Consider the following 22,090-nt stretch of genomic DNA (forward strand, 5'->3'; position numbering starts at 1 on the left):
AACTAAATAACAACACCACAATGTTGTAACCACAAAACTTCCCACCCCCAACCGGCACCAACCGGCAAAAAAGGCGGGGGACGGGTAACAAGGTTACGGCGGTCATAGCGTGGGGGAAACGCCCGGTCCCATTCCGAACCCGGAAGCTAAGACCCACAGCGCCGATGGTACTGCACCCGGGAGGGTGTGGGAGAGTAGGACACCGCCGGACACACATTAGGTAGAGACCCCCCAACCCACACCAGGTCGGGGGGTCTCCCACATTTAAACCCACCAAACCGCGTCAGCCTATCTGTGAACCCAATAAAGGGCCGCCACCATCGTGGAGGCCCTTTTGTCGTTAACTTCCCTTGTAGTCCGGCGCGCGCTGGCCAGTACCCAAATGATCGACCACCCACACCTGGCCCGCCGCTAGCTCCCGAGGTTCACGACCCCATAACAGGGCGGGCACGCAGATGCCGCGGCGCCGAATCCACATCGCTTCTGGCTGAACCCGCAACACGGACGTGCCCAGGCAACGGGGGCGCCGTCGATAGATAGGCGTGTCCTGTCGGGGTCCCGATTCGAAGTGTGTGCACGTCGTGAGGCACGTTCCCGCGTAGGGTCCCGGATCTGGGAATCGTTCTTACGTTCCAGCCACTTTTTTCTTTGGTGTGGTTGCAGGCTTCGCAGAGCCCGGCGCCGTTTTCCAGGGTGGTGGGTCCGCCGTCGTGCCAGGGAATGACGTGGTCGATGTGGCGGATGGGTGCGTCGCAGTAGGGGGTGCGGCAGGTGTCGTCGCGGGTTTCGATGAATCGTCTGAGCCGCGGCGGGAAGAGTCGTGCTTTGGAGTCCATGGCCAGCAGTTCGCCGCTGGCGGGGGAGGTGTAGAGCCGGCGGAGAAACACCTTGAAGTCATGCCCTGTGCCTGGGTCAGTGGGGCTGCGCCTCGCGGGTCCGGGCTCCGTGGGGCCAGACCCAGTGTGCGCGGGTTCCGTAGGACGGTCCTCACCGCGCTCGGCTTCAGCGGGTCCGCCAGCGAGCAACGTTCTTGCCCATTCTGCGGGGACGATTCCGTAGCCTTGGAGCCGTGCGGGTTCGCTGTCGCCTTGGAAAAGCGTGCGGTCCGTCATCACCAGCTGGACGTCAACGCCGGTGATGCCGCCGGGTGTGCCGGTGAGGCGTTCGACGAGGGTGTCGGCCATGAGCTGGCCCCGGGAGCGGGTGTCACCGCCGGATCGGGCCGAATCAGCCGCCCGGGTGAGCGCGGTGTAGGCAGCGACGCCTTGGGCGACGGGCAGCAGGGCGGTGAGGATGGTCATGGTGTCCGGCGCCGGGCGGAGACTGACGTGCCGTTCGGTGGCGGCGCGGGCCGCGCGCTGGGCGACGGAGCGGGGATCCCGGCGGTAGGCCGCGGCCCGTGCGGCGGCGATGATCGCCCGATCTCCGGCGCCGTCGAAGGTTCCGGTATCGGGGGCGAGTTCTTCGTCCACCGCGCAGCGGTCTTCGGCGGACAGGCAGGCTGTTTCCTTCACGAGCAGGGTGGCCCGCCATTCGTTGAGCTGCCCGGTTTCCAGGGCGGCCATGGTGCGGGGCATCTCCGTGACGAGGGCCTTCGCCAATCCGAGGAGACGCGATCCGCGGTTGGGCGATTCGCGCCGGGCCAACGCGAGCTGCGCAGCGACACCCTGGCCCTGCTCCGATACGGGCACCCCGGCGGCCGCTTGTTCGCGGCGGTGGGCCAGGTCAAACGCCACCGACGCTTTCGCCTGCAAGGCTGCGATGGCGGATTTCGCGTTTTCCAGGCCTCTTATCTGGTCGATTAGACCGGCGCTGTCCGCGCTGACGCGAAAAGAGCCCAACACGGCGAGCAACGCCCCAACCTCCGAGCCACCAGGCATAAGAACATGCGCGCCCGAAACCTCAGTAGCCTCATTCCGCTCCAGAATGCCGTCCATGGAAAACACTCTTCCAGCCCGCACAGCCCCACAGCAGGCCTAAGTCCATCTATGTGGATAAAGCTGGAAAGTGCGGAATGCCATGAAGGACAGCGCGTTAGGTGCCGATCGGCTCTGACGAAGTCAGGCGTTCGATGTCTTCGAAGCCTTCGCGGCTGCTTTGGCCGCTTGCTTGCTGGCCCGGACCTTCACTAGGGAGTCAGGATCGACGATGTCGGCCACAGAGAGGTATGCGCCCTCTTCGCCATAGTGGCCGGATGCTTCCCGCCAACCGTTGGCTTGAAGGCCGCATTGCTTGCCAAGGAGGGCCAGGAAGATCTTTGCCTTCTGCTCTCCGAAGCCAGGCAAGGCCTTGAGCCGACGCAGTACCTCAGAGCCGTCGGGATTGCCGCTGGTCCAGATTGCCGCGGCGTCTCCATTCCAATCCCGGTGTACCGTTTCGGCGAGGGCTTGGACTCTGCCGGCCATGGACCCTGGGAATCGGTGGACGGCGGGGCGTTCTTTGAAAACTTCCACGAAGCCCTCGGGATCGTAGCCTGCGATCGTGCCGGGATCCAGTGATCCAAGCCGCGCACGGATTTTCTCAGGACCGGCAAATGCGGACTCCATGGTTACCTGTTGGTCGAGCAACATGCCTGTCAGCAAGGCGAAAGCATCGTCACTCAACAGCTGATCGGCGGCGGCATCTCCTGTGATGTGAAGTTCCATGCGTTCCATCCTCCCACCAGTGCGCACGGCCGTCATCGGAGGCAGCTGCGTGGCCACACTACTGGGGTGAAAGAAGTGGTCGACGACGGCCGGCTGGCGGGGTTTGGGGGGTGTGTTTGGTGGTTGTTGGGGTGGATTTGCGTTGGGGTTGTGGGGCGTGTATTGTTTTCTGAGTCGCCGGGTGCGAAACGGAAAGCCGGAAGGTGTGTACGGTTCGGTAGGCGGCCAAAAATAACTCTTCTTTTCCAATGGCCTTGTTGGGTGCGCTGCTTTTGTGGTGCGCTGTGCGGGGTGATGTTTTGGGGGGTCTGTTGTTTGAGAACTCAATAGTGTGCCAAGTTTGTTGATGCCGATTGTTTTATTGATTGGTTGAAATTATGGCCGGATTGCTGCGCACCCCCGTGTGTGGTGGTCTGGTTTTCAGCTGGTTTCGAATTTTGTGCAGCCATGGTCCGTCGTTATTTCCGGTGGGTGTGGTTGTGTCTGTTTGATTTTTTTTGTTTTCAACGGAGAGTTTGATCCTGGCTCAGGATGAACGCTGGCGGCGTGCTTAACACATGCAAGTCGAACGATGATCTCCAGCTTGCTGGGGGGATTAGTGGCGAACGGGTGAGTAACACGTGAGTAACCTGCCCTTGACTCTGGGATAAGCCTGGGAAACTGGGTCTAATACCGGATATGACTCCTCATCGCATGGTGGGGGGTGGAAAGCTTTTGTGGTTTTGGATGGACTCGCGGCCTATCAGCTTGTTGGTGGGGTAATGGCCTACCAAGGCGACGACGGGTAGCCGGCCTGAGAGGGTGACCGGCCACACTGGGACTGAGACACGGCCCAGACTCCTACGGGAGGCAGCAGTGGGGAATATTGCACAATGGGCGAAAGCCTGATGCAGCGACGCCGCGTGAGGGATGACGGCCTTCGGGTTGTAAACCTCTTTCAGTAGGGAAGAAGCGAAAGTGACGGTACCTGCAGAAGAAGCGCCGGCTAACTACGTGCCAGCAGCCGCGGTAATACGTAGGGCGCAAGCGTTATCCGGAATTATTGGGCGTAAAGAGCTCGTAGGCGGTTTGTCGCGTCTGCTGTGAAAGACCGGGGCTCAACTCCGGTTCTGCAGTGGGTACGGGCAGACTAGAGTGCAGTAGGGGAGACTGGAATTCCTGGTGTAGCGGTGAAATGCGCAGATATCAGGAGGAACACCGATGGCGAAGGCAGGTCTCTGGGCTGTAACTGACGCTGAGGAGCGAAAGCATGGGGAGCGAACAGGATTAGATACCCTGGTAGTCCATGCCGTAAACGTTGGGCACTAGGTGTGGGGGACATTCCACGTTTTCCGCGCCGTAGCTAACGCATTAAGTGCCCCGCCTGGGGAGTACGGCCGCAAGGCTAAAACTCAAAGGAATTGACGGGGGCCCGCACAAGCGGCGGAGCATGCGGATTAATTCGATGCAACGCGAAGAACCTTACCAAGGCTTGACATGAACCGGAAAGACCTGGAAACAGGTGCCCCGCTTGCGGTCGGTTTACAGGTGGTGCATGGTTGTCGTCAGCTCGTGTCGTGAGATGTTGGGTTAAGTCCCGCAACGAGCGCAACCCTCGTTCTATGTTGCCAGCGGTTCGGCCGGGGACTCATAGGAGACTGCCGGGGTCAACTCGGAGGAAGGTGGGGACGACGTCAAATCATCATGCCCCTTATGTCTTGGGCTTCACGCATGCTACAATGGCCGGTACAAAGGGTTGCGATACTGTGAGGTGGAGCTAATCCCAAAAAGCCGGTCTCAGTTCGGATTGGGGTCTGCAACTCGACCCCATGAAGTCGGAGTCGCTAGTAATCGCAGATCAGCAACGCTGCGGTGAATACGTTCCCGGGCCTTGTACACACCGCCCGTCAAGTCACGAAAGTTGGTAACACCCGAAGCCGGTGGCCTAACCCTTGTGGGGGGAGCCGTCGAAGGTGGGACCGGCGATTGGGACTAAGTCGTAACAAGGTAGCCGTACCGGAAGGTGCGGCTGGATCACCTCCTTTCTAAGGAGCTGCTAACAACTGCTGGTGTCCGTGTATGCGGGTGCGTGGTGGTTGTCAGTGTTGCCCATTGCGCAGGCGTCTGTTCTGCGGTGGGTGCTCATGGGTGGAATATCAACGAATCAAAGTTTTTTGGCATGGCCTTTACCGGTTGTGTCCTGGTGCCAGTACGGCAACGCCTTTTCTGCTTTTGTGGTGGTGGGGTGTTGTCAGGAACGTGCCGGGGCGTGGATTGTGTGGGTTGTGTTTGGCGCACTGTTGGGTCCTGAGGCAACAGGACCTTTTTGCAGCAATGCAGGGGGGCACAGTTCTGGTGTTTCTTCTTGTTCCTGCTTCCGGTATTGCCGGTCACTGTTATCAGCCCCGTGTTGTGGGTTGTGGTGTCCGGGGGTCTGGTTGATGGGGTTGTTGTTTGAGAACTACATAGTGGACGCGAGCATCTAGGACACACACACGTGTGTGTGTGTTCTTACAGCAATTTCTTATGAATGAACCTTGGGCCCAAGTGGCGCATGGTTCTCTCGAGTATGTTTATTGATCTTGTGTGGTCAAGTTTTTAAGGGCACACGGTGGATGCCTTGGCATTAGGAGCCGAAGAAGGACGTAGGAATCTGCGATAAGCCTGGGGGAGTTGATAACCGAGCGTTGATCCCAGGATGTCCGAATGGGGAAACCCCGCACAACGCTGCAAGGTGATTGTGTGACCCGCATCTGAACACATAGGGTGCGTGGGGGGAACGCGGGGAAGTGAAACATCTCAGTACCCGCAGGAAGAGAAAACAAGAGTGATTCCGTTAGTAGTGGCGAGCGAACGCGGATCAGGCTAAACCGTTTCCATGTGTGATAGCCGGCGGGCGTTGCATGGGCGGGGTTGTGGGACTTTCCGTACTGGTTCTGCCGGACTGGTGGGGTGTGTAGGTGCAGGCATAGGTGAACGGTCTTGAAAGGCCGGCCAGAGAGGGTGTGAGCCCCGTAACCGTAATGTTGTGTACCGCCTGGAGAGGATCCCAAGTAGCACGGGGCCCGAGAAATCCCGTGCGAATCTGTCAGGACCACCTGATAAGCCTAAATACTTCCTAATGACCGATAGCGGACCAGTACCGTGAGGGAAAGGTGAAAAGTACCCCGGGAGGGGAGTGAAACAGTACCTGAAACCGTGTGCTTACAATCCGTCGGAGCCAGTCTGATTCTGGTGACGGCGTGCCTTTTGAAGAATGAGCCTGCGAGTTAGTGTTACGTCGCGAGGTTAACCCGTGTGGGGTAGCCGTAGCGAAAGCGAGTCTGAACAGGGCGAGTGTAGTGGCGTGATCTAGACCCGAAGCGGAGTGATCTACCCATGGCCAGGTTGAAGCGACGGTAAGACGTCGTGGAGGACCGAACCCACTTCAGTTGAAAATGGAGGGGATGAGCTGTGGGTAGGGGTGAAAGGCCAATCAAACTCCGTGATAGCTGGTTCTCCCCGAAATGCATTTAGGTGCAGCGTTGCGTGTTTCTTGCCGGAGGTAGAGCTACTGGATGGCCGATGGGCCCTACAAGGTTACTGACGTCAGCCAAACTCCGAATGCCGGTAAGTGAGAGCGCAGCAGTGAGACTGTGGGGGATAAGCTTCATAGTCGAGAGGGAAACAGCCCAGACCACCAACTAAGGCCCCTAAGCGTGTGCTAAGTGGGAAAGGATGTGGAGTTGCGAAGACAACCAGGAGGTTGGCTTAGAAGCAGCCATCCTTGAAAGAGTGCGTAATAGCTCACTGGTCAAGTGATTCCGCGCCGACAATGTAGCGGGGCTCAAGTACACCGCCGAAGTTGTGGATTTCACACATTGCCCTAGCCTTCGTGGTTCAGGGGTGTGGAGTGGTAGGGGAGCGTCGTGTGGGCAGTGAAGTCGCGGTGGAAACCAGCGGTGGAGCCTACACGAGTGAGAATGCAGGCATGAGTAGCGAAAGACGGGTGAGAAACCCGTCCGCCGAATGATCAAGGGTTCCAGGGTCAAGCTAATCTGCCCTGGGTAAGTCGGGACCTAAGGCGAGGCCGACAGGCGTAGTCGATGGACAACGGGTTGATATTCCCGTACCGGCGAAAAACCGCCCATGCCAAGCGGGGGATACTAACCGCCCGGAGCCTGCCCTATCACCCTTGTGGTGTGTGGGTTTTGGCCGAGCGCGGGACCTGATCCCGGGAGGTAAGCGTATTAACAGGTGTGACGCAGGAAGGTAGCCGGGCCGGGCGATGGTTGCCCCGGTCCAAGGATGTAGGGTCAGGGATAGGCAAATCCGTTCCTGTGTGTTTCGAGCACGATCCTGAGATCTGATGGGACTCCCGTAAGGGGGGATCCGGTGATCCTATGCTGCCAAGAAAAGCATCGACGCGAGGTTTTAGCCGCCCGTACCCCAAACCGACACAGGTGATCAGGTAGAGAATACCAAGGCGATCGAGAGAATTATGGTTAAGGAACTCGGCAAAATGCCCCCGTAACTTCGGGAGAAGGGGGGCCTGCCCCGTGATACAGACTTGCTCTGTGGAGCGGGTGTGGGCCGCAGAGACCAGGGGGAAGCGACTGTTTACTAAAAACACAGGTCCGTGCGAAGTCGCAAGACGATGTATACGGACTGACTCCTGCCCGGTGCTGGAAGGTTAAGAGGACCGGTTAGCCACCTTGTGTGGCGAAGCTGAGAATTTAAGCCCCAGTAAACGGCGGTGGTAACTATAACCATCCTAAGGTAGCGAAATTCCTTGTCGGGTAAGTTCCGACCTGCACGAATGGAGTAACGACTTCCCCGCTGTCTCAACCATAAACTCGGCGAAATTGCAGTACGAGTAAAGATGCTCGTTACGCGCAGCAGGACGGAAAGACCCCGAGACCTTTACTATAGTTTGGTATTGGTGTTCGGAGTGGCTTGTGTAGGATAGGTGGGAGACGTTGAAACCCGGACGCCAGTTCGGGTGGAGTCATCGTTGAAATACCACTCTGGTCACTTTGGACATCTAACTTCGGCCCGTGATCCGGGTCAGGGACAGTGCCTGATGGGTAGTTTAACTGGGGCGGTTGCCTCCTAAAAAGTAACGGAGGCGCCCAAAGGTTCCCTCAGCCTGGTTGGCAATCAGGTGTCGAGTGTAAGTGCACAAGGGAGCTTGACTGTGAGAGAGACATCTCAAGCAGGGACGAAAGTCGGGACTAGTGATCCGGCGGTACATTGTGGAATGGCCGTCGCTCAACGGATAAAAGGTACCTCGGGGATAACAGGCTGATCTTGCCCAAGAGTCCATATCGACGGCATGGTTTGGCACCTCGATGTCGGCTCGTCGCATCCTGGGGCTGGAGTAGGTCCCAAGGGTTGGGCTGTTCGCCCATTAAAGCGGTACGCGAGCTGGGTTTAGAACGTCGTGAGACAGTTCGGTCCCTATCCGCTGCGCGCGCAGGAAATTTGAGAAGGGCTGTCCTTAGTACGAGAGGACCGGGACGGACGAACCTCTGGTGTGTCAGTTGTACTGCCAAGTGCACCGCTGATTAGCTACGTTCGGATGGGATAACCGCTGAAAGCATCTAAGCGGGAAGCTCGCTTCAAGATGAGATTTCCATACACAATTTGTGTGAGAGGCCCCCAGCCAGACCACTGGGTTGATAGGCCGGATGTGGAAGCGAGGACCAAAGACTCGTGAAGCTGACCGGTACTAATAGGCCAACAACTTACACCACACACAAACACTGCACGCGTCCACTATGTGGTTCCCGAACAACAACACCGTTGCTCACAGGAACAAACACAACTAAATAACAACACCACAATGTTGTAACCACAAAACTTCCCACCCCCAACCGGCACCAACCGGCAAAAAAGGCGGGGGACGGGTAACAAGGTTACGGCGGTCATAGCGTGGGGGAAACGCCCGGTCCCATTCCGAACCCGGAAGCTAAGACCCACAGCGCCGATGGTACTGCACCCGGGAGGGTGTGGGAGAGTAGGACACCGCCGGACACACATTAGGTAGAGACCCCCCAACCCACACCAGGTCGGGGGGTCTCCCACATTTAAACCCACCAAACCGCGTCAGCCTATCTGTGAACCCAATAAAGGGCCGCCACCATCGTGGAGGCCCTTTTGTCGTTAACTTCCCTTGTAGTCCGGCGCGCGCTGGCCAGTACCCAAATGATCGACCACCCACACCTGGCCCGCCGCTAGCTCCCGAGGTTCACGACCCCATAACAGGGCGGGCACGCAGATGCCGCGGCGCCGAATCCACATCGCTTCTGGCTGAACCCGCAACACGGACGTGCCCAGGCAACGGGGGCGCCGTCGATAGATAGGCGTGTCCTGTCGGGGTCCCGATTCGAAGTGTGTGCACGTCGTGAGGCACGTTCCCGCGTAGGGTCCCGGATCTGGGAATCGTTCTTACGTTCCAGCCACTTTTTTCTTTGGTGTGGTTGCAGGCTTCGCAGAGCCCGGCGCCGTTTTCCAGGGTGGTGGGTCCGCCGTCGTGCCAGGGAATGACGTGGTCGATGTGGCGGATGGGTGCGTCGCAGTAGGGGGTGCGGCAGGTGTCGTCGCGGGTTTCGATGAATCGTCTGAGCCGCGGCGGGAAGAGTCGTGCTTTGGAGTCCATGGCCAGCAGTTCGCCGCTGGCGGGGGAGGTGTAGAGCCGGCGGAGAAACACCTTGAAGTCATGCCCTGTGCCTGGGTCAGTGGGGCTGCGCCTCGCGGGTCCGGGCTCCGTGGGGCCAGACCCAGTGTGCGCGGGTTCCGTAGGACGGTCCTCACCGCGCTCGGCTTCAGCGGGTCCGCCAGCGAGCAACGTTCTTGCCCATTCTGCGGGGACGATTCCGTAGCCTTGGAGCCGTGCGGGTTCGCTGTCGCCTTGGAAAAGCGTGCGGTCCGTCATCACCAGCTGGACGTCAACGCCGGTGATGCCGCCGGGTGTGCCGGTGAGGCGTTCGACGAGGGTGTCGGCCATGAGCTGGCCCCGGGAGCGGGTGTCACCGCCGGATCGGGCCGAATCAGCCGCCCGGGTGAGCGCGGTGTAGGCAGCGACGCCTTGGGCGACGGGCAGCAGGGCGGTGAGGATGGTCATGGTGTCCGGCGCCGGGCGGAGACTGACGTGCCGTTCGGTGGCGGCGCGGGCCGCGCGCTGGGCGACGGAGCGGGGATCCCGGCGGTAGGCCGCGGCCCGTGCGGCGGCGATGATCGCCCGATCTCCGGCGCCGTCGAAGGTTCCGGTATCGGGGGCGAGTTCTTCGTCCACCGCGCAGCGGTCTTCGGCGGACAGGCAGGCTGTTTCCTTCACGAGCAGGGTGGCCCGCCATTCGTTGAGCTGCCCGGTTTCCAGGGCGGCCATGGTGCGGGGCATCTCCGTGACGAGGGCCTTCGCCAATCCGAGGAGACGCGATCCGCGGTTGGGCGATTCGCGCCGGGCCAACGCGAGCTGCGCAGCGACACCCTGGCCCTGCTCCGATACGGGCACCCCGGCGGCCGCTTGTTCGCGGCGGTGGGCCAGGTCAAACGCCACCGACGCTTTCGCCTGCAAGGCTGCGATGGCGGATTTCGCGTTTTCCAGGCCTCTTATCTGGTCGATTAGACCGGCGCTGTCCGCGCTGACGCGAAAAGAGCCCAACACGGCGAGCAACGCCCCAACCTCCGAGCCACCAGGCATAAGAACATGCGCGCCCGAAACCTCAGTAGCCTCATTCCGCTCCAGAATGCCGTCCATGGAAAACACTCTTCCAGCCCGCACAGCCCCACAGCAGGCCTAAGTCCATCTATGTGGATAAAGCTGGAAAGTGCGGAATGCCATGAAGGACAGCGCGTTAGGTGCCGATCGGCTCTGACGAAGTCAGGCGTTCGATGTCTTCGAAGCCTTCGCGGCTGCTTTGGCCGCTTGCTTGCTGGCCCGGACCTTCACTAGGGAGTCAGGATCGACGATGTCGGCCACAGAGAGGTATGCGCCCTCTTCGCCATAGTGGCCGGATGCTTCCCGCCAACCGTTGGCTTGAAGGCCGCATTGCTTGCCAAGGAGGGCCAGGAAGATCTTTGCCTTCTGCTCTCCGAAGCCAGGCAAGGCCTTGAGCCGACGCAGTACCTCAGAGCCGTCGGGATTGCCGCTGGTCCAGATTGCCGCGGCGTCTCCATTCCAATCCCGGTGTACCGTTTCGGCGAGGGCTTGGACTCTGCCGGCCATGGACCCTGGGAATCGGTGGACGGCGGGGCGTTCTTTGAAAACTTCCACGAAGCCCTCGGGATCGTAGCCTGCGATCGTGCCGGGATCCAGTGATCCAAGCCGCGCACGGATTTTCTCAGGACCGGCAAATGCGGACTCCATGGTTACCTGTTGGTCGAGCAACATGCCTGTCAGCAAGGCGAAAGCATCGTCACTCAACAGCTGATCGGCGGCGGCATCTCCTGTGATGTGAAGTTCCATGCGTTCCATCCTCCCACCAGTGCGCACGGCCGTCATCGGAGGCAGCTGCGTGGCCACACTACTGGGGTGAAAGAAGTGGTCGACGACGGCCGGCTGGCGGGGTTTGGGGGGTGTGTTTGGTGGTTGTTGGGGTGGATTTGCGTTGGGGTTGTGGGGCGTGTATTGTTTTCTGAGTCGCCGGGTGCGAAACGGAAAGCCGGAAGGTGTGTACGGTTCGGTAGGCGGCCAAAAATAACTCTTCTTTTCCAATGGCCTTGTTGGGTGCGCTGCTTTTGTGGTGCGCTGTGCGGGGTGATGTTTTGGGGGGTCTGTTGTTTGAGAACTCAATAGTGTGCCAAGTTTGTTGATGCCGATTGTTTTATTGATTGGTTGAAATTATGGCCGGATTGCTGCGCACCCCCGTGTGTGGTGGTCTGGTTTTCAGCTGGTTTCGAATTTTGTGCAGCCATGGTCCGTCGTTATTTCCGGTGGGTGTGGTTGTGTCTGTTTGATTTTTTTTGTTTTCAACGGAGAGTTTGATCCTGGCTCAGGATGAACGCTGGCGGCGTGCTTAACACATGCAAGTCGAACGATGATCTCCAGCTTGCTGGGGGGATTAGTGGCGAACGGGTGAGTAACACGTGAGTAACCTGCCCTTGACTCTGGGATAAGCCTGGGAAACTGGGTCTAATACCGGATATGACTCCTCATCGCATGGTGGGGGGTGGAAAGCTTTTGTGGTTTTGGATGGACTCGCGGCCTATCAGCTTGTTGGTGGGGTAATGGCCTACCAAGGCGACGACGGGTAGCCGGCCTGAGAGGGTGACCGGCCACACTGGGACTGAGACACGGCCCAGACTCCTACGGGAGGCAGCAGTGGGGAATATTGCACAATGGGCGAAAGCCTGATGCAGCGACGCCGCGTGAGGGATGACGGCCTTCGGGTTGTAAACCTCTTTCAGTAGGGAAGAAGCGAAAGTGACGGTACCTGCAGAAGAAGCGCCGGCTAACTACGTGCCAGCAGCCGCGGTAATACGTAGGGCGCAAGCGTTATCCGGAATTATTGGGCGTAAAGAGCTCGTAGGCGGTTTGTCGCGTCTGCTGTGAAAGACCGGGGCTCAACTCCGGTTCTGCAGTGGGTACGGGCAGACTAGAGTGCAGTAGGGGAGACTGGAATTCCTGGTGTAGCGGTGAAATGCGCAGATATCAGGAGGAACACCGATGGCGAAGGCAGGTCTCTGGGCTGTAACTGACGCTGAGGAGCGAAAGCATGGGGAGCGAACAGGATTAGATACCCTGGTAGTCCATGCCGTAAACGTTGGGCACTAGGTGTGGGGGACATTCCACGTTTTCCGCGCCGTAGCTAACGCATTAAGTGCCCCGCCTGGGGAGTACGGCCGCAAGGCTAAAACTCAAAGGAATTGACGGGGGCCCGCACAAGCGGCGGAGCATGCGGATTAATTCGATGCAACGCGAAGAACCTTACCAAGGCTTGACATGAACCGGAAAGACCTGGAAACAGGTGCCCCGCTTGCGGTCGGTTTACAGGTGGTGCATGGTTGTCGTCAGCTCGTGTCGTGAGATGTTGGGTTAAGTCCCGCAACGAGCGCAACCCTCGTTCTATGTTGCCAGCGGTTCGGCCGGGGACTCATAGGAGACTGCCGGGGTCAACTCGGAGGAAGGTGGGGACGACGTCAAATCATCATGCCCCTTATGTCTTGGGCTTCACGCATGCTACAATGGCCGGTACAAAGGGTTGCGATACTGTGAGGTGGAGCTAATCCCAAAAAGCCGGTCTCAGTTCGGATTGGGGTCTGCAACTCGACCCCATGAAGTCGGAGTCGCTAGTAATCGCAGATCAGCAACGCTGCGGTGAATACGTTCCCGGGCCTTGTACACACCGCCCGTCAAGTCACGAAAGTTGGTAACACCCGAAGCCGGTGGCCTAACCCTTGTGGGGGGAGCCGTCGAAGGTGGGACCGGCGATTGGGACTAAGTCGTAACAAGGTAGCCGTACCGGAAGGTGCGGCTGGATCACCTCCTTTCTAAGGAGCTGCTAACAACTGCTGGTGTCCGTGTATGCGGGTGCGTGGTGGTTGTCAGTGTTGCCCATTGCGCAGGCGTCTGTTCTGCGGTGGGTGCTCATGGGTGGAATATCAACGAATCAAAGTTTTTTGGCATGGCCTTTACCGGTTGTGTCCTGGTGCCAGTACGGCAACGCCTTTTCTGCTTTTGTGGTGGTGGGGTGTTGTCAGGAACGTGCCGGGGCGTGGATTGTGTGGGTTGTGTTTGGCGCACTGTTGGGTCCTGAGGCAACAGGACCTTTTTGCAGCAATGCAGGGGGGCACAGTTCTGGTGTTTCTTCTTGTTCCTGCTTCCGGTATTGCCGGTCACTGTTATCAGCCCCGTGTTGTGGGTTGTGGTGTCCGGGGGTCTGGTTGATGGGGTTGTTGTTTGAGAACTACATAGTGGACGCGAGCATCTAGGACACACACACGTGTGTGTGTGTTCTTACAGCAATTTCTTATGAATGAACCTTGGGCCCAAGTGGCGCATGGTTCTCTCGAGTAAGTTTATTGATCTTGTGTGGTCAAGTTTTTAAGGGCACACGGTGGATGCCTTGGCATTAGGAGCCGAAGAAGGACGTAGGAATCTGCGATAAGCCTGGGGGAGTTGATAACCGAGCGTTGATCCCAGGATGTCCGAATGGGGAAACCCCGCACAACGCTGCAAGGTGATTGTGTGACCCGCATCTGAACACATAGGGTGCGTGGGGGGAACGCGGGGAAGTGAAACATCTCAGTACCCGCAGGAAGAGAAAACAAGAGTGATTCCGTTAGTAGTGGCGAGCGAACGCGGATCAGGCTAAACCGTTTCCATGTGTGATAGCCGGCGGGCGTTGCATGGGCGGGGTTGTGGGACTTTCCGTACTGGTTCTGCCGGACTGGTGGGGTGTGTAGTGCAGGCATAGGTGAACGGTCTTGAAAGGCCGGCCAGAGAGGGTGTGAGCCCCGTAACCGTAATGTTGTGTACCGCCTGGAGAGGATCCCAAGTAGCACGGGGCCCGAGAAATCCCGTGCGAATCTGTCAGGACCACCTGATAAGCCTAAATACTTCCTAATGACCGATAGCGGACCAGTACCGTGAGGGAAAGGTGAAAAGTACCCCGGGAGGGGAGTGAAACAGTACCTGAAACCGTGTGCTTACAATCCGTCGGAGCCAGTCTGATTCTGGTGACGGCGTGCCTTTTGAAGAATGAGCCTGCGAGTTAGTGTTACGTCGCGAGGTTAACCCGTGTGGGGTAGCCGTAGCGAAAGCGAGTCTGAACAGGGCGAGTGTAGTGGCGTGATCTAGACCCGAAGCGGAGTGATCTACCCATGGCCAGGTTGAAGCGACGGTAAGACGTCGTGGAGGACCGAACCCACTTCAGTTGAAAATGGAGGGGATGAGCTGTGGGTAGGGGTGAAAGGCCAATCAAACTCCGTGATAGCTGGTTCTCCCCGAAATGCATTTAGGTGCAGCGTTGCGTGTTTCTTGCCGGAGGTAGAGCTACTGGATGGCCGATGGGCCCTACAAGGTTACTGACGTCAGCCAAACTCCGAATGCCGGTAAGTGAGAGCGCAGCAGTGAGACTGTGGGGGATAAGCTTCATAGTCGAGAGGGAAACAGCCCAGACCACCAACTAAGGCCCCTAAGCGTGTGCTAAGTGGGAAAGGATGTGGAGTTGCGAAGACAACCAGGAGGTTGGCTTAGAAGCAGCCATCCTTGAAAGAGTGCGTAATAGCTCACTGGTCAAGTGATTCCGCGCCGACAATGTAGCGGGGCTCAAGTACACCGCCGAAGTTGTGGATTTCACACATTGCCCTAGCCTTCGTGGTTCAGGGGTGTGGAGTGGTAGGGGAGCGTCGTGTGGGCAGTGAAGTCGCGGTGGAAACCAGCGGTGGAGCCTACACGAGTGAGAATGCAGGCATGAGTAGCGAAAGACGGGTGAGAAACCCGTCCGCCGAATGATCAAGGGTTCCAGGGTCAAGCTAATCTGCCCTGGGTAAGTCGGGACCTAAGGCGAGGCCGACAGGCGTAGTCGATGGACAACGGGTTGATATTCCCGTACCGGCGAAAAACCGCCCATGCCAAGCGGGGGATACTAACCGCCCGGAGCCTGCCCTATCACCCTTGTGGTGTGTGGGTTTTGGCCGAGCGCGGGACCTGATCCCGGGAGGTAAGCGTATTAACAGGTGTGACGCAGGAAGGTAGCCGGGCCGGGCGATGGTTGCCCCGGTCCAAGGATGTAGGGTCAGGGATAGGCAAATCCGTTCCTGTGTGTTTCGAGCACGATCCTGAGATCTGATGGGACTCCCGTAAGGGGGGATCCGGTGATCCTATGCTGCCAAGAAAAGCATCGACGCGAGGTTTTAGCCGCCCGTACCCCAAACCGACACAGGTGATCAGGTAGAGAATACCAAGGCGATCGAGAGAATTATGGTTAAGGAACTCGGCAAAATGCCCCCGTAACTTCGGGAGAAGGGGGGCCTGCCCCGTGATACAGACTTGCTCTGTGGAGCGGGTGTGGGCCGCAGAGACCAGGGGGAAGCGACTGTTTACTAAAAACACAGGTCCGTGCGAAGTCGCAAGACGATGTATACGGACTGACTCCTGCCCGGTGCTGGAAGGTTAAGAGGACCGGTTAGCCACCTTGTGTGGCGAAGCTGAGAATTTAAGCCCCAGTAAACGGCGGTGGTAACTATAACCATCCTAAGGTAGCGAAATTCCTTGTCGGGTAAGTTCCGACCTGCACGAATGGAGTAACGACTTCCCCGCTGTCTCAACCATAAACTCGGCGAAATTGCAGTACGAGTAAAGATGCTCGTTACGCGCAGCAGGACGGAAAGACCCCGAGACCTTTACTATAGTTTGGTATTGGTGTTCGGAGTGGCTTGTGTAGGATAGGTGGGAGACGTTGAAACCCGGACGCCAGTTCGGGTGGAGTCATCGTTGAAATACCACTCTGGTCACTTTGGACATCTAACTTCGGCCCGTGATCCGGGTCAGGGACAGTGCCTGATGGGTAGTTTAACTGGGGCGGTTGCCTCCTAAAAAGTAACGGAGGCGCCCAAAGGTTCCCTCAGCCTGGTTGGCAATCAGGTGTCGAGTGTAAGTGCACAAGGGAGCTTGACTGTGAGAGAGACATCTCAAGCAGGGACGAAAGTCGGGACTAGTGATCCGGCGGTACATTGTGGAATGGCCGTCGCTCAACGGATAAAAGGTACCTCGGGGATAACAGGCTGATCTTGCCCAAGAGTCCATATCGACGGCATGGTTTGGCACCTCGATGTCGGCTCGTCGCATCCTGGGGCTGGAGTAGGTCCCAAGGGTTGGGCTGTTCGCCCATTAAAGCGGTACGCGAGCTGGGTTTAGAACGTCGTGAGACAGTTCGGTCCCTATCCGCTGCGCGCGCAGGAAATTTGAGAAGGGCTGTCCTTAGTACGAGAGGACCGGGACGGACGAACCTCTGGTGTGTCAGTTGTACTGCCAAGTGCACCGCTGATTAGCTACGTTCGGATGGGATAACCGCTGAAAGCATCTAAGCGGGAAGCTCGCTTCAAGATGAGATTTCCATACACAATTTGTGTGAGAGGCCCCCAGCCAGACCACTGGGTTGATAGGCCGGATGTGGAAGCGAGGACCAAAGACTCGTGAAGCTGACCGGTACTAATAGGCCAACAACTTACACCACACACAAACACTGCACGCGTCCACTATGTGGTTCCCGAACAACAACACCGTTGCTCCAGGAACAAACACAACTAAATAACAACACCACAATGTTGTAACCACAAAACTTCCCACCCCCCAACCGGCACCAACCGGCAAAAAAGGCGGGGGACGGGTAACAAGGTTACGGCGGTCATAGCGTGGGGGAAACGCCCGGTCCCATTCCGAACCCGGAAGCTAAGACCCACAGCGCCGATGGTACTGCACCCGGGAGGGTGTGGGAGAGTAGGACACCGCCGGACACACATTAGGTCGAGACCCCCCAACCCACACCAGGTCGGGGGGTCTCCCACATTCAAACCCACCAAACCGCGTCAGCCTCCCCTTGAGAGGCCGAGGCAGTTGTGGGAAATCCCTAGCCTGAGAAGAACCCAGACAACTCCGCGATGAGCTTGTCCGGCGCCTTGTTAGGACCGTCGTGCCCAAATCCGGGGAGGATTGTGTAGCTCGAACCGGACAGGACGTCGTGGATTTGGCCGCATGCGACGCCGAAGTATGCGGGGCTTTTCTCCCCCACAACGATCAGCGTTTCAAGGGGCAGTTCAAGGAACGGCTCGGCGGGCATGTCGGCAGCAATCACGGCTTTGATTTCGCGGACACCACAGGTCATGAGCTCCCGCATCTGCTTGCCCATGGGTGTTCCGGCGGTCAGCTTCGTAGCCAGCGTCAACATGGACAGGGGCATGCGCGCAAAGGCGCCACCTGTCTCTACTCCCTTGATGAGTACGGCGAGGCCACGATCGTAGTCTCCTGCCGCCGTCGCGCGTTCATAGTCCGGCGTCCAGTCAGCCTTGACGCTGTGGTTGACCGAGACAGCGGGATCGTAAACAGCGAGTCGCTCCACGGGCAACGTCCGTGCTGCATGCAGCGCCACTGCGCCGCCAAAGCTGTGCCCGAACACGTCCGTGCTGGAGGTGTGTTTCATGACCGAATCGAGGTCCCGGATGTCGGCTTCGAGGGTATAGTCCTCGGCCTGGGGAGACGATTGACCGCGTCCGCGGCGGTTGAAAGTGTGGACAGGCCGGCCAAGGGACTCGCTTAGTTTCTGCGCGAAACGTGTGTAATCAGAGGCTGTCACCATTGAGGCAGGCACAACCACAACGCCGGACCCCGCCGCTGCCAGGTCACCGCCAGTGGTCAGTACTTCGAGGTGTCCGCCGTCCGCTGTGGTGATGATCTCGCGCGTCATGTCTTGAGCCTAACCGAGCCACCTGAAAGCTTGCAGCACGCCCACCCTTTATGTGGACAACGGGCCCATACCTGTCAGGTCTTGAAGTAGTCAGAAATGTCCGTGACGAGTTCCGAGACAGCCGCGGGAACCGAACCATGGAAGCCCTTTGGCGATATCTCGAGGGTGCTTCCGGGAACAGCCGCGTGCAAACGTGCTGCGGTCACCTTGTAGTACTGCGGGCTCTTCTTGCCCACCATGAAGTGGGTGTTGCGAGGTAGGACGGAGAAATCGCGCGGAGTTTCCGACGCGTCAAATGCGGCCTTGAGTTCTCCGACCCCCGATGGCATGAGCTCACGGAACATCGTGTTGACCTTGGTCCGCGAAACCACCGCCATGAGGCCCACCAGTACTGGTTCAGGGATCCGGGCCAGGGCACTTCCGGGATGCATTCCCCGCTTCATCCTGGCCATTGCAACGTTGATATTGCCTTTGTTCACGGAGTCCTCGAAACCGGCCATCCAGTTGGTATCCATGCTTCCGTCGATATTCACGGCGGCATCGTAAACGGCGAGCCTATCCGGTTGGTGGGGTGTACCGGCGAACGCCTGAGCAGCGTTGAGGGCCACCGATCCACCCAAGCTGTGGCCGAGGATGTTCCTCGCATTGGTGGCATCCATGATGGTGCGCACGTCCGCAATTTCCGTGGCCATGGAGTAGTTATGTGGTTGGTCACTGGACTTGCCGCGGCCCCTGCGATCGTAGACGTCCACTGCCCACCCGTCACCGAGGCCCTTGGCGAGGGCGATGGAAAAGGGCCGGTAGATGAGGGCGGTGAGGAACGCGCCGCCGATCAGGACCACGCGGCGCTCCCCGGGTGCGTCTTCCGTGCCGTAGCTGTACAGGGCCAGGTTGCCGCCGTCGTGCGTTTTGATGTCGCGTTCCCTCACCGGTTCATCCTAGGACGCGCTGGCTGTGGGTACGGGCCCTCCTGAAAGGAAGCGGGCGATTCGGGCTGCAAGCCGCCTGCCGGGTCGCAAAGGACCCTCATGGAACTGCAGGGGAACAATGGCGAAGTCGATGGCCGGAACGGCTCCAGCGAGGATGCGGCCGGTTTCGGCGAAGTAGGACGGACTCCAACCACCACTAAGCATAAGTGTCGGAGTCACGAGCGAAGTGAAGTCTTGAAGGTGTGTGTCGGCGTCGAGGACCGCGCGCATCTCGGCGACGGCGGTGGGCAACAGGGAGCGCATTTCCAGGCCCAGCCGCGTCTGTGCTGAGAGGATGCTCAACATCCGCAAGGCCCCCATGGGCAGGTACGAGATGGGACCGGCGGTTCCCAAACCCTGCACCAGATGGGCCCACGCGTGATCCAGTTGGCCGGCGGTGACCGCCGCTTCCAGTTCCGGACGCCACCGGCCATGCAGATTTCCGGATAACGAGACAGCGGCATCATAGGTGACCAAGCGGTGGATCTTCGTGCTGCGCGCTGCCTGAAGCGCCACGAAACCCCCATAGCTGTGCGCCACGACGTCCGTTGAACCTGTCCTGCGCATCACTGACTGAAGGTCGGCAATCTCGGTGTCGGCGGAGTATCCGGGCGGTTGCGGCGCCGAATGGCCGCGTCCGCGACGGTTGTAGCAATGAACCGGTCGTCCCAGCATGAGGCTCAACGTCCGCGCGAAGGGCCAGTAAAGGGAATCGGTCACCAAAGTGCCATGGATCACGACGACGCCGGACGGTTCAGCAGGTGCCTTGGACCCCGGAATTGATGCACCGGAAACGGGCCGGAAGGAGTGCACCTCAAGCTGCCCGCCGCCGTCGTCCGTTTCAACTGTCCACGTCTCCACAGCCCGAGTCTATGTCCGGACGTAGAGGCCCGTAATCAACGGTAAACTTAAGGACTGTGACTTCCGCAAACACCCCAGCCCTGAACACCTCCGCAGAGCCCGTCGACGCCAGCGAGCAAATGCGTATCCGCATGGACAAGCGCGCCAAGCTGATCGAACGCGGCACGGAGGCCTATCCTGTGGGCGTTGAGCGGACGCATTCCTTGAGTGAGATCCGCGAAAAGTATGCACACCTGGAAGCCGACGAGACCACCGGTGACATCGTGGGCGTCACGGGCCGGGTCGTGTTCGTTCGCAACACGGGCAAGCTCTGCTTCGCCACCCTCCAGGAAGGTGGCGTTGACGGCAAGGGCGTCCGCCTCCAGGCAATGCTGAGCCTGGCCAATGTGGGCGAGGAAGCGTTGGCCGATTGGAAGGCCCTGGTTGACCTTGGCGACCACGTGTTCATCAAGGGTGAGGTCATTTCCTCCCGTCGTGGTGAGCTCTCCGTCATGGCAGATTCGTGGTCCATGGCCTCCAAGGCCCTGCGCCCGCTCCCGGTCCTGCACGCAGAGCTGAACGAGGAAACCCGTGTTCGTCAGCGCTACGTGGACCTCATGGTCCGTGACGAAGCCCGGGAGATGGTCTATAAGCGCGCCGCCATCACGAGGTCCGTCCGCGACACCCTGGACCGCCACGGTTACGTGGAGGTGGAGACTCCCATCCTGCAGCTGGTCCATGGTGGTGCTACGGCCCGTCCGTTCGAGACGCACATGAATGCGTTCGACCAGAAGATGACCCTGCGCATCGCTACCGAGCTCTTCCTTAAGCGCGCAGTTGTTGGTGGCATCGACCGCGTTTACGACATGGGCCGTGTTTTCCGCAACGAAGGCGTGGACTCCACGCACAGCCCCGAATTCACCACCCTGGAATGCTACGAAGCCTGGGCGGACCAGTTCGTCATGGCTGAGCGCATGAAGGAAATCATCCTGAACGTGGCGGACGTTGTTGGTACCCGTACCATCCAGACGGACGCCGGCGAGATCAACCTCGACGGCGAATGGGCTTGGGTATCGGTGTACCCGGGTCTTTCCGAAGCCGTTGGCGTGGAGGTCACTCCGGACACTACGGTGGAGGAGCTGCTGGCGCTCGCCGCCAAGCACGAGGTCAAGGTTGACCCCAAGTGGGAAGCCGAGAAGATCGTGGTGGAGCTCTTTGGCGAGATCGTGGAGCCCACGCTGCTGAACCCGACGTTCGTGTACGACTACCCGCCGTCCGCCCAACCGCTCGCCCGTCCGCATCGCGAAGACGGCCGGCTCATCGAGGCATGGGACCTGATCATTGGGGGCATGGAGCGCGGGACGGCATTCTCCGAACTCATCGACCCCGTTATCCAGCGCGAACGGCTCACTGAGCAGTCACGCCGTTCTGCCGCAGGCGACGTGGAGGCCATGCAACTGGACGAAGACTTCCTTCGCGCCCTTGAATACGGTGCCCCGCCCATGGGTGGCATCGGGCTCGGCATTGATCGCCTGGTCATGTTGTTCACCGGCGCGGGTATCCGCGAGACCATTTTGTTCCCCCTGCTGAAGCCCGAAGGACACTGACCATGGAATACATCGCAGTCCTGGCGCCATCGGTCGTTGTTGGATTGATCTTCTGGTTTGCCATGAAGTCCATCTTCAATGCGGACAAATCCGAGCGGCAGGCAGAAGCCCGTGCCCAGGCGGAGGCAAATTTGCGGAATTCCGGCCCCGAGGGTGAGGGCCCGGCGGCTAAATAGCCTGCAAATTGGGTGCCCTTAGCAGGAATCCAAATGTGCCTTTGACGTGCATGCTCGGCGTGAACGATAATCAGGAATAGGAACCCTCATATTTCTGATTATCCAACCCTCCAAAAGAGAGGCTACTCATGGCACAGAAAGTAAAAATCATCCTCGTTGATGACCTGGATGAAGGGTCAGCGGACGAAACTGTCCGCTTCGGGCTGGACGGCGTGAGCTACGAGATGGACTTGTCCACGGCTAACGCAGACTCCTTGCGCAAAGCACTGGAGCCCTATGTAGCCAAAGCCAGGAAGACCTCCTCGGGCCGTGCAACACGTGGCCGTGCAACTGCCACCAGAAACCAGGATTCGGCGCAGATCCGTCAATGGGCCCGTGACAACGGTTACACCGTAAACAGTCGCGGACGCATTCAGGCTGAAATTCAGGAAGCGTACCAGAAGGCCAATTCCTGATTCACCCGCCTTCAATGCCCCGGCAGGTACT

Annotated in this window: 10 protein-coding genes and 7 rRNA genes; 10 read left to right on the top strand and 7 right to left on the bottom strand. The window is 59.0% G+C overall.

The features are described 5' to 3' along the window. The first annotated feature begins 94 nt into the window (after positions 1 to 94). Positions 95 to 211 (top strand): 5S ribosomal RNA (gene rrf, locus LDN75_RS00685). 214 nt (positions 212 to 425) lie between these two features. Here rrf (LDN75_RS00685) and LDN75_RS00690 read toward each other — a convergent pair. Further along, the gene (locus tag LDN75_RS00690) at positions 426 to 1,880 is read right to left on the bottom strand and encodes an HNH endonuclease signature motif containing protein (protein WP_223937447.1); all 1,455 of its coding nucleotides are present in this window, start codon (positions 1,878 to 1,880) and stop codon (positions 426 to 428) included. A 180-nt stretch (positions 1,881 to 2,060) separates the two neighbouring features. Continuing rightward, entirely contained in the window at positions 2,061 to 2,654 is a 594-nt protein-coding gene (locus tag LDN75_RS00695; RefSeq protein WP_223935296.1) for an HhH-GPD-type base excision DNA repair protein, read from the bottom strand. A gap of 494 nt (positions 2,655 to 3,148) precedes the next feature. Here LDN75_RS00695 and LDN75_RS00700 point away from each other — a divergent pair. The 3 genes from LDN75_RS00700 (at position 3,149) to rrf (LDN75_RS00710) (ending at position 8,639) form a co-directional block, all read left to right on the top strand. Further along, positions 3,149 to 4,669: ribosomal RNA gene (locus LDN75_RS00700) — 16S ribosomal RNA — on the top strand. Positions 4,670 to 5,212: 543 nt separating this feature from the next. Continuing rightward, positions 5,213 to 8,359, top strand: a 23S ribosomal RNA gene (locus tag LDN75_RS00705). 163 nt (positions 8,360 to 8,522) lie between these two features. Continuing rightward, positions 8,523 to 8,639, top strand: a 5S ribosomal RNA gene (gene rrf / locus LDN75_RS00710). Together the 16S, 23S and 5S rRNA genes form the textbook arrangement of a ribosomal RNA operon. 214 nt (positions 8,640 to 8,853) lie before the next feature. Here the strand turns inward: rrf (LDN75_RS00710) and LDN75_RS00715 are convergent. Together LDN75_RS00715 and LDN75_RS00720 are read right to left on the bottom strand one after the other, a co-directional pair. Continuing rightward, positions 8,854 to 10,308: an HNH endonuclease signature motif containing protein gene (locus LDN75_RS00715; protein ID WP_223937447.1), complete on the bottom strand. Its 1,455-nt coding sequence runs from the start codon at positions 10,306 to 10,308 to the stop codon at positions 8,854 to 8,856. 180 nt (positions 10,309 to 10,488) lie between these two features. After that, positions 10,489 to 11,082 carry an HhH-GPD-type base excision DNA repair protein gene (locus LDN75_RS00720; RefSeq protein ID WP_223935296.1) on the bottom strand — a complete coding sequence of 198 codons (594 nt, stop codon included), beginning with the start codon at positions 11,080 to 11,082 and terminating at the stop codon, positions 10,489 to 10,491. Positions 11,083 to 11,576: 494 nt separating this feature from the next. Here LDN75_RS00720 and LDN75_RS00725 point away from each other — a divergent pair. The 3 genes from LDN75_RS00725 to rrf (LDN75_RS00735) all read left to right on the top strand — a co-directional run bounded on the left by LDN75_RS00725 (position 11,577) and on the right by rrf (LDN75_RS00735) (position 17,066). Further along, positions 11,577 to 13,097: ribosomal RNA gene (locus tag LDN75_RS00725) — 16S ribosomal RNA — on the top strand. 543 nt (positions 13,098 to 13,640) lie between these two features. Beyond that, positions 13,641 to 16,786: ribosomal RNA gene (locus LDN75_RS00730) — 23S ribosomal RNA — on the top strand. 163 nt (positions 16,787 to 16,949) lie between these two features. Further along, a 5S ribosomal RNA gene (gene rrf / locus LDN75_RS00735) occupies positions 16,950 to 17,066 on the top strand. A 113-nt stretch (positions 17,067 to 17,179) separates the two neighbouring features. Here the strand turns inward: rrf (LDN75_RS00735) and LDN75_RS00740 are convergent. The 3 genes from LDN75_RS00740 to LDN75_RS00750 form a co-directional block, all read right to left on the bottom strand. Then, entirely contained in the window at positions 17,180 to 18,013 is an 834-nt protein-coding gene (locus tag LDN75_RS00740; protein ID WP_223935297.1) for an alpha/beta hydrolase, read from the bottom strand. A 74-nt stretch (positions 18,014 to 18,087) separates the two neighbouring features. Beyond that, entirely contained in the window at positions 18,088 to 18,942 is an 855-nt protein-coding gene (locus LDN75_RS00745) for an alpha/beta hydrolase (protein ID WP_223935298.1), read from the bottom strand. Between the two features lie 9 nt (positions 18,943 to 18,951). Further along, positions 18,952 to 19,842, bottom strand: a complete 891-nt coding sequence (locus tag LDN75_RS00750) for an alpha/beta hydrolase (RefSeq protein WP_223935299.1) — start codon at positions 19,840 to 19,842, stop codon at positions 18,952 to 18,954. A gap of 56 nt (positions 19,843 to 19,898) precedes the next feature. Here LDN75_RS00750 and lysS point away from each other — a divergent pair, with 56 nt between their 5' ends. The 3 genes from lysS (at position 19,899) to LDN75_RS00765 (ending at position 22,059) form a co-directional block, all read left to right on the top strand. After that, on the top strand, positions 19,899 to 21,428 hold the full coding sequence (lysS, locus tag LDN75_RS00755) for a lysine--tRNA ligase (protein ID WP_223935300.1): 1,530 nt from the start codon (positions 19,899 to 19,901) through the stop codon (positions 21,426 to 21,428). A gap of 2 nt (positions 21,429 to 21,430) precedes the next feature. Continuing rightward, positions 21,431 to 21,604 carry a hypothetical protein gene (locus LDN75_RS00760; RefSeq protein WP_223935301.1) on the top strand — a complete coding sequence of 58 codons (174 nt, stop codon included), beginning with the start codon at positions 21,431 to 21,433 and terminating at the stop codon, positions 21,602 to 21,604. Positions 21,605 to 21,732: 128 nt separating this feature from the next. Then, entirely contained in the window at positions 21,733 to 22,059 is a 327-nt protein-coding gene (locus LDN75_RS00765; protein WP_223935302.1) for an Lsr2 family protein, read from the top strand. Positions 22,060 to 22,090 lie beyond the last annotated feature (31 nt).

The organism is Arthrobacter sp. StoSoilB5 (genome assembly GCF_019977235.1).
In the GTDB taxonomy this organism is placed as follows: domain Bacteria; phylum Actinomycetota; class Actinomycetes; order Actinomycetales; family Micrococcaceae; genus Arthrobacter.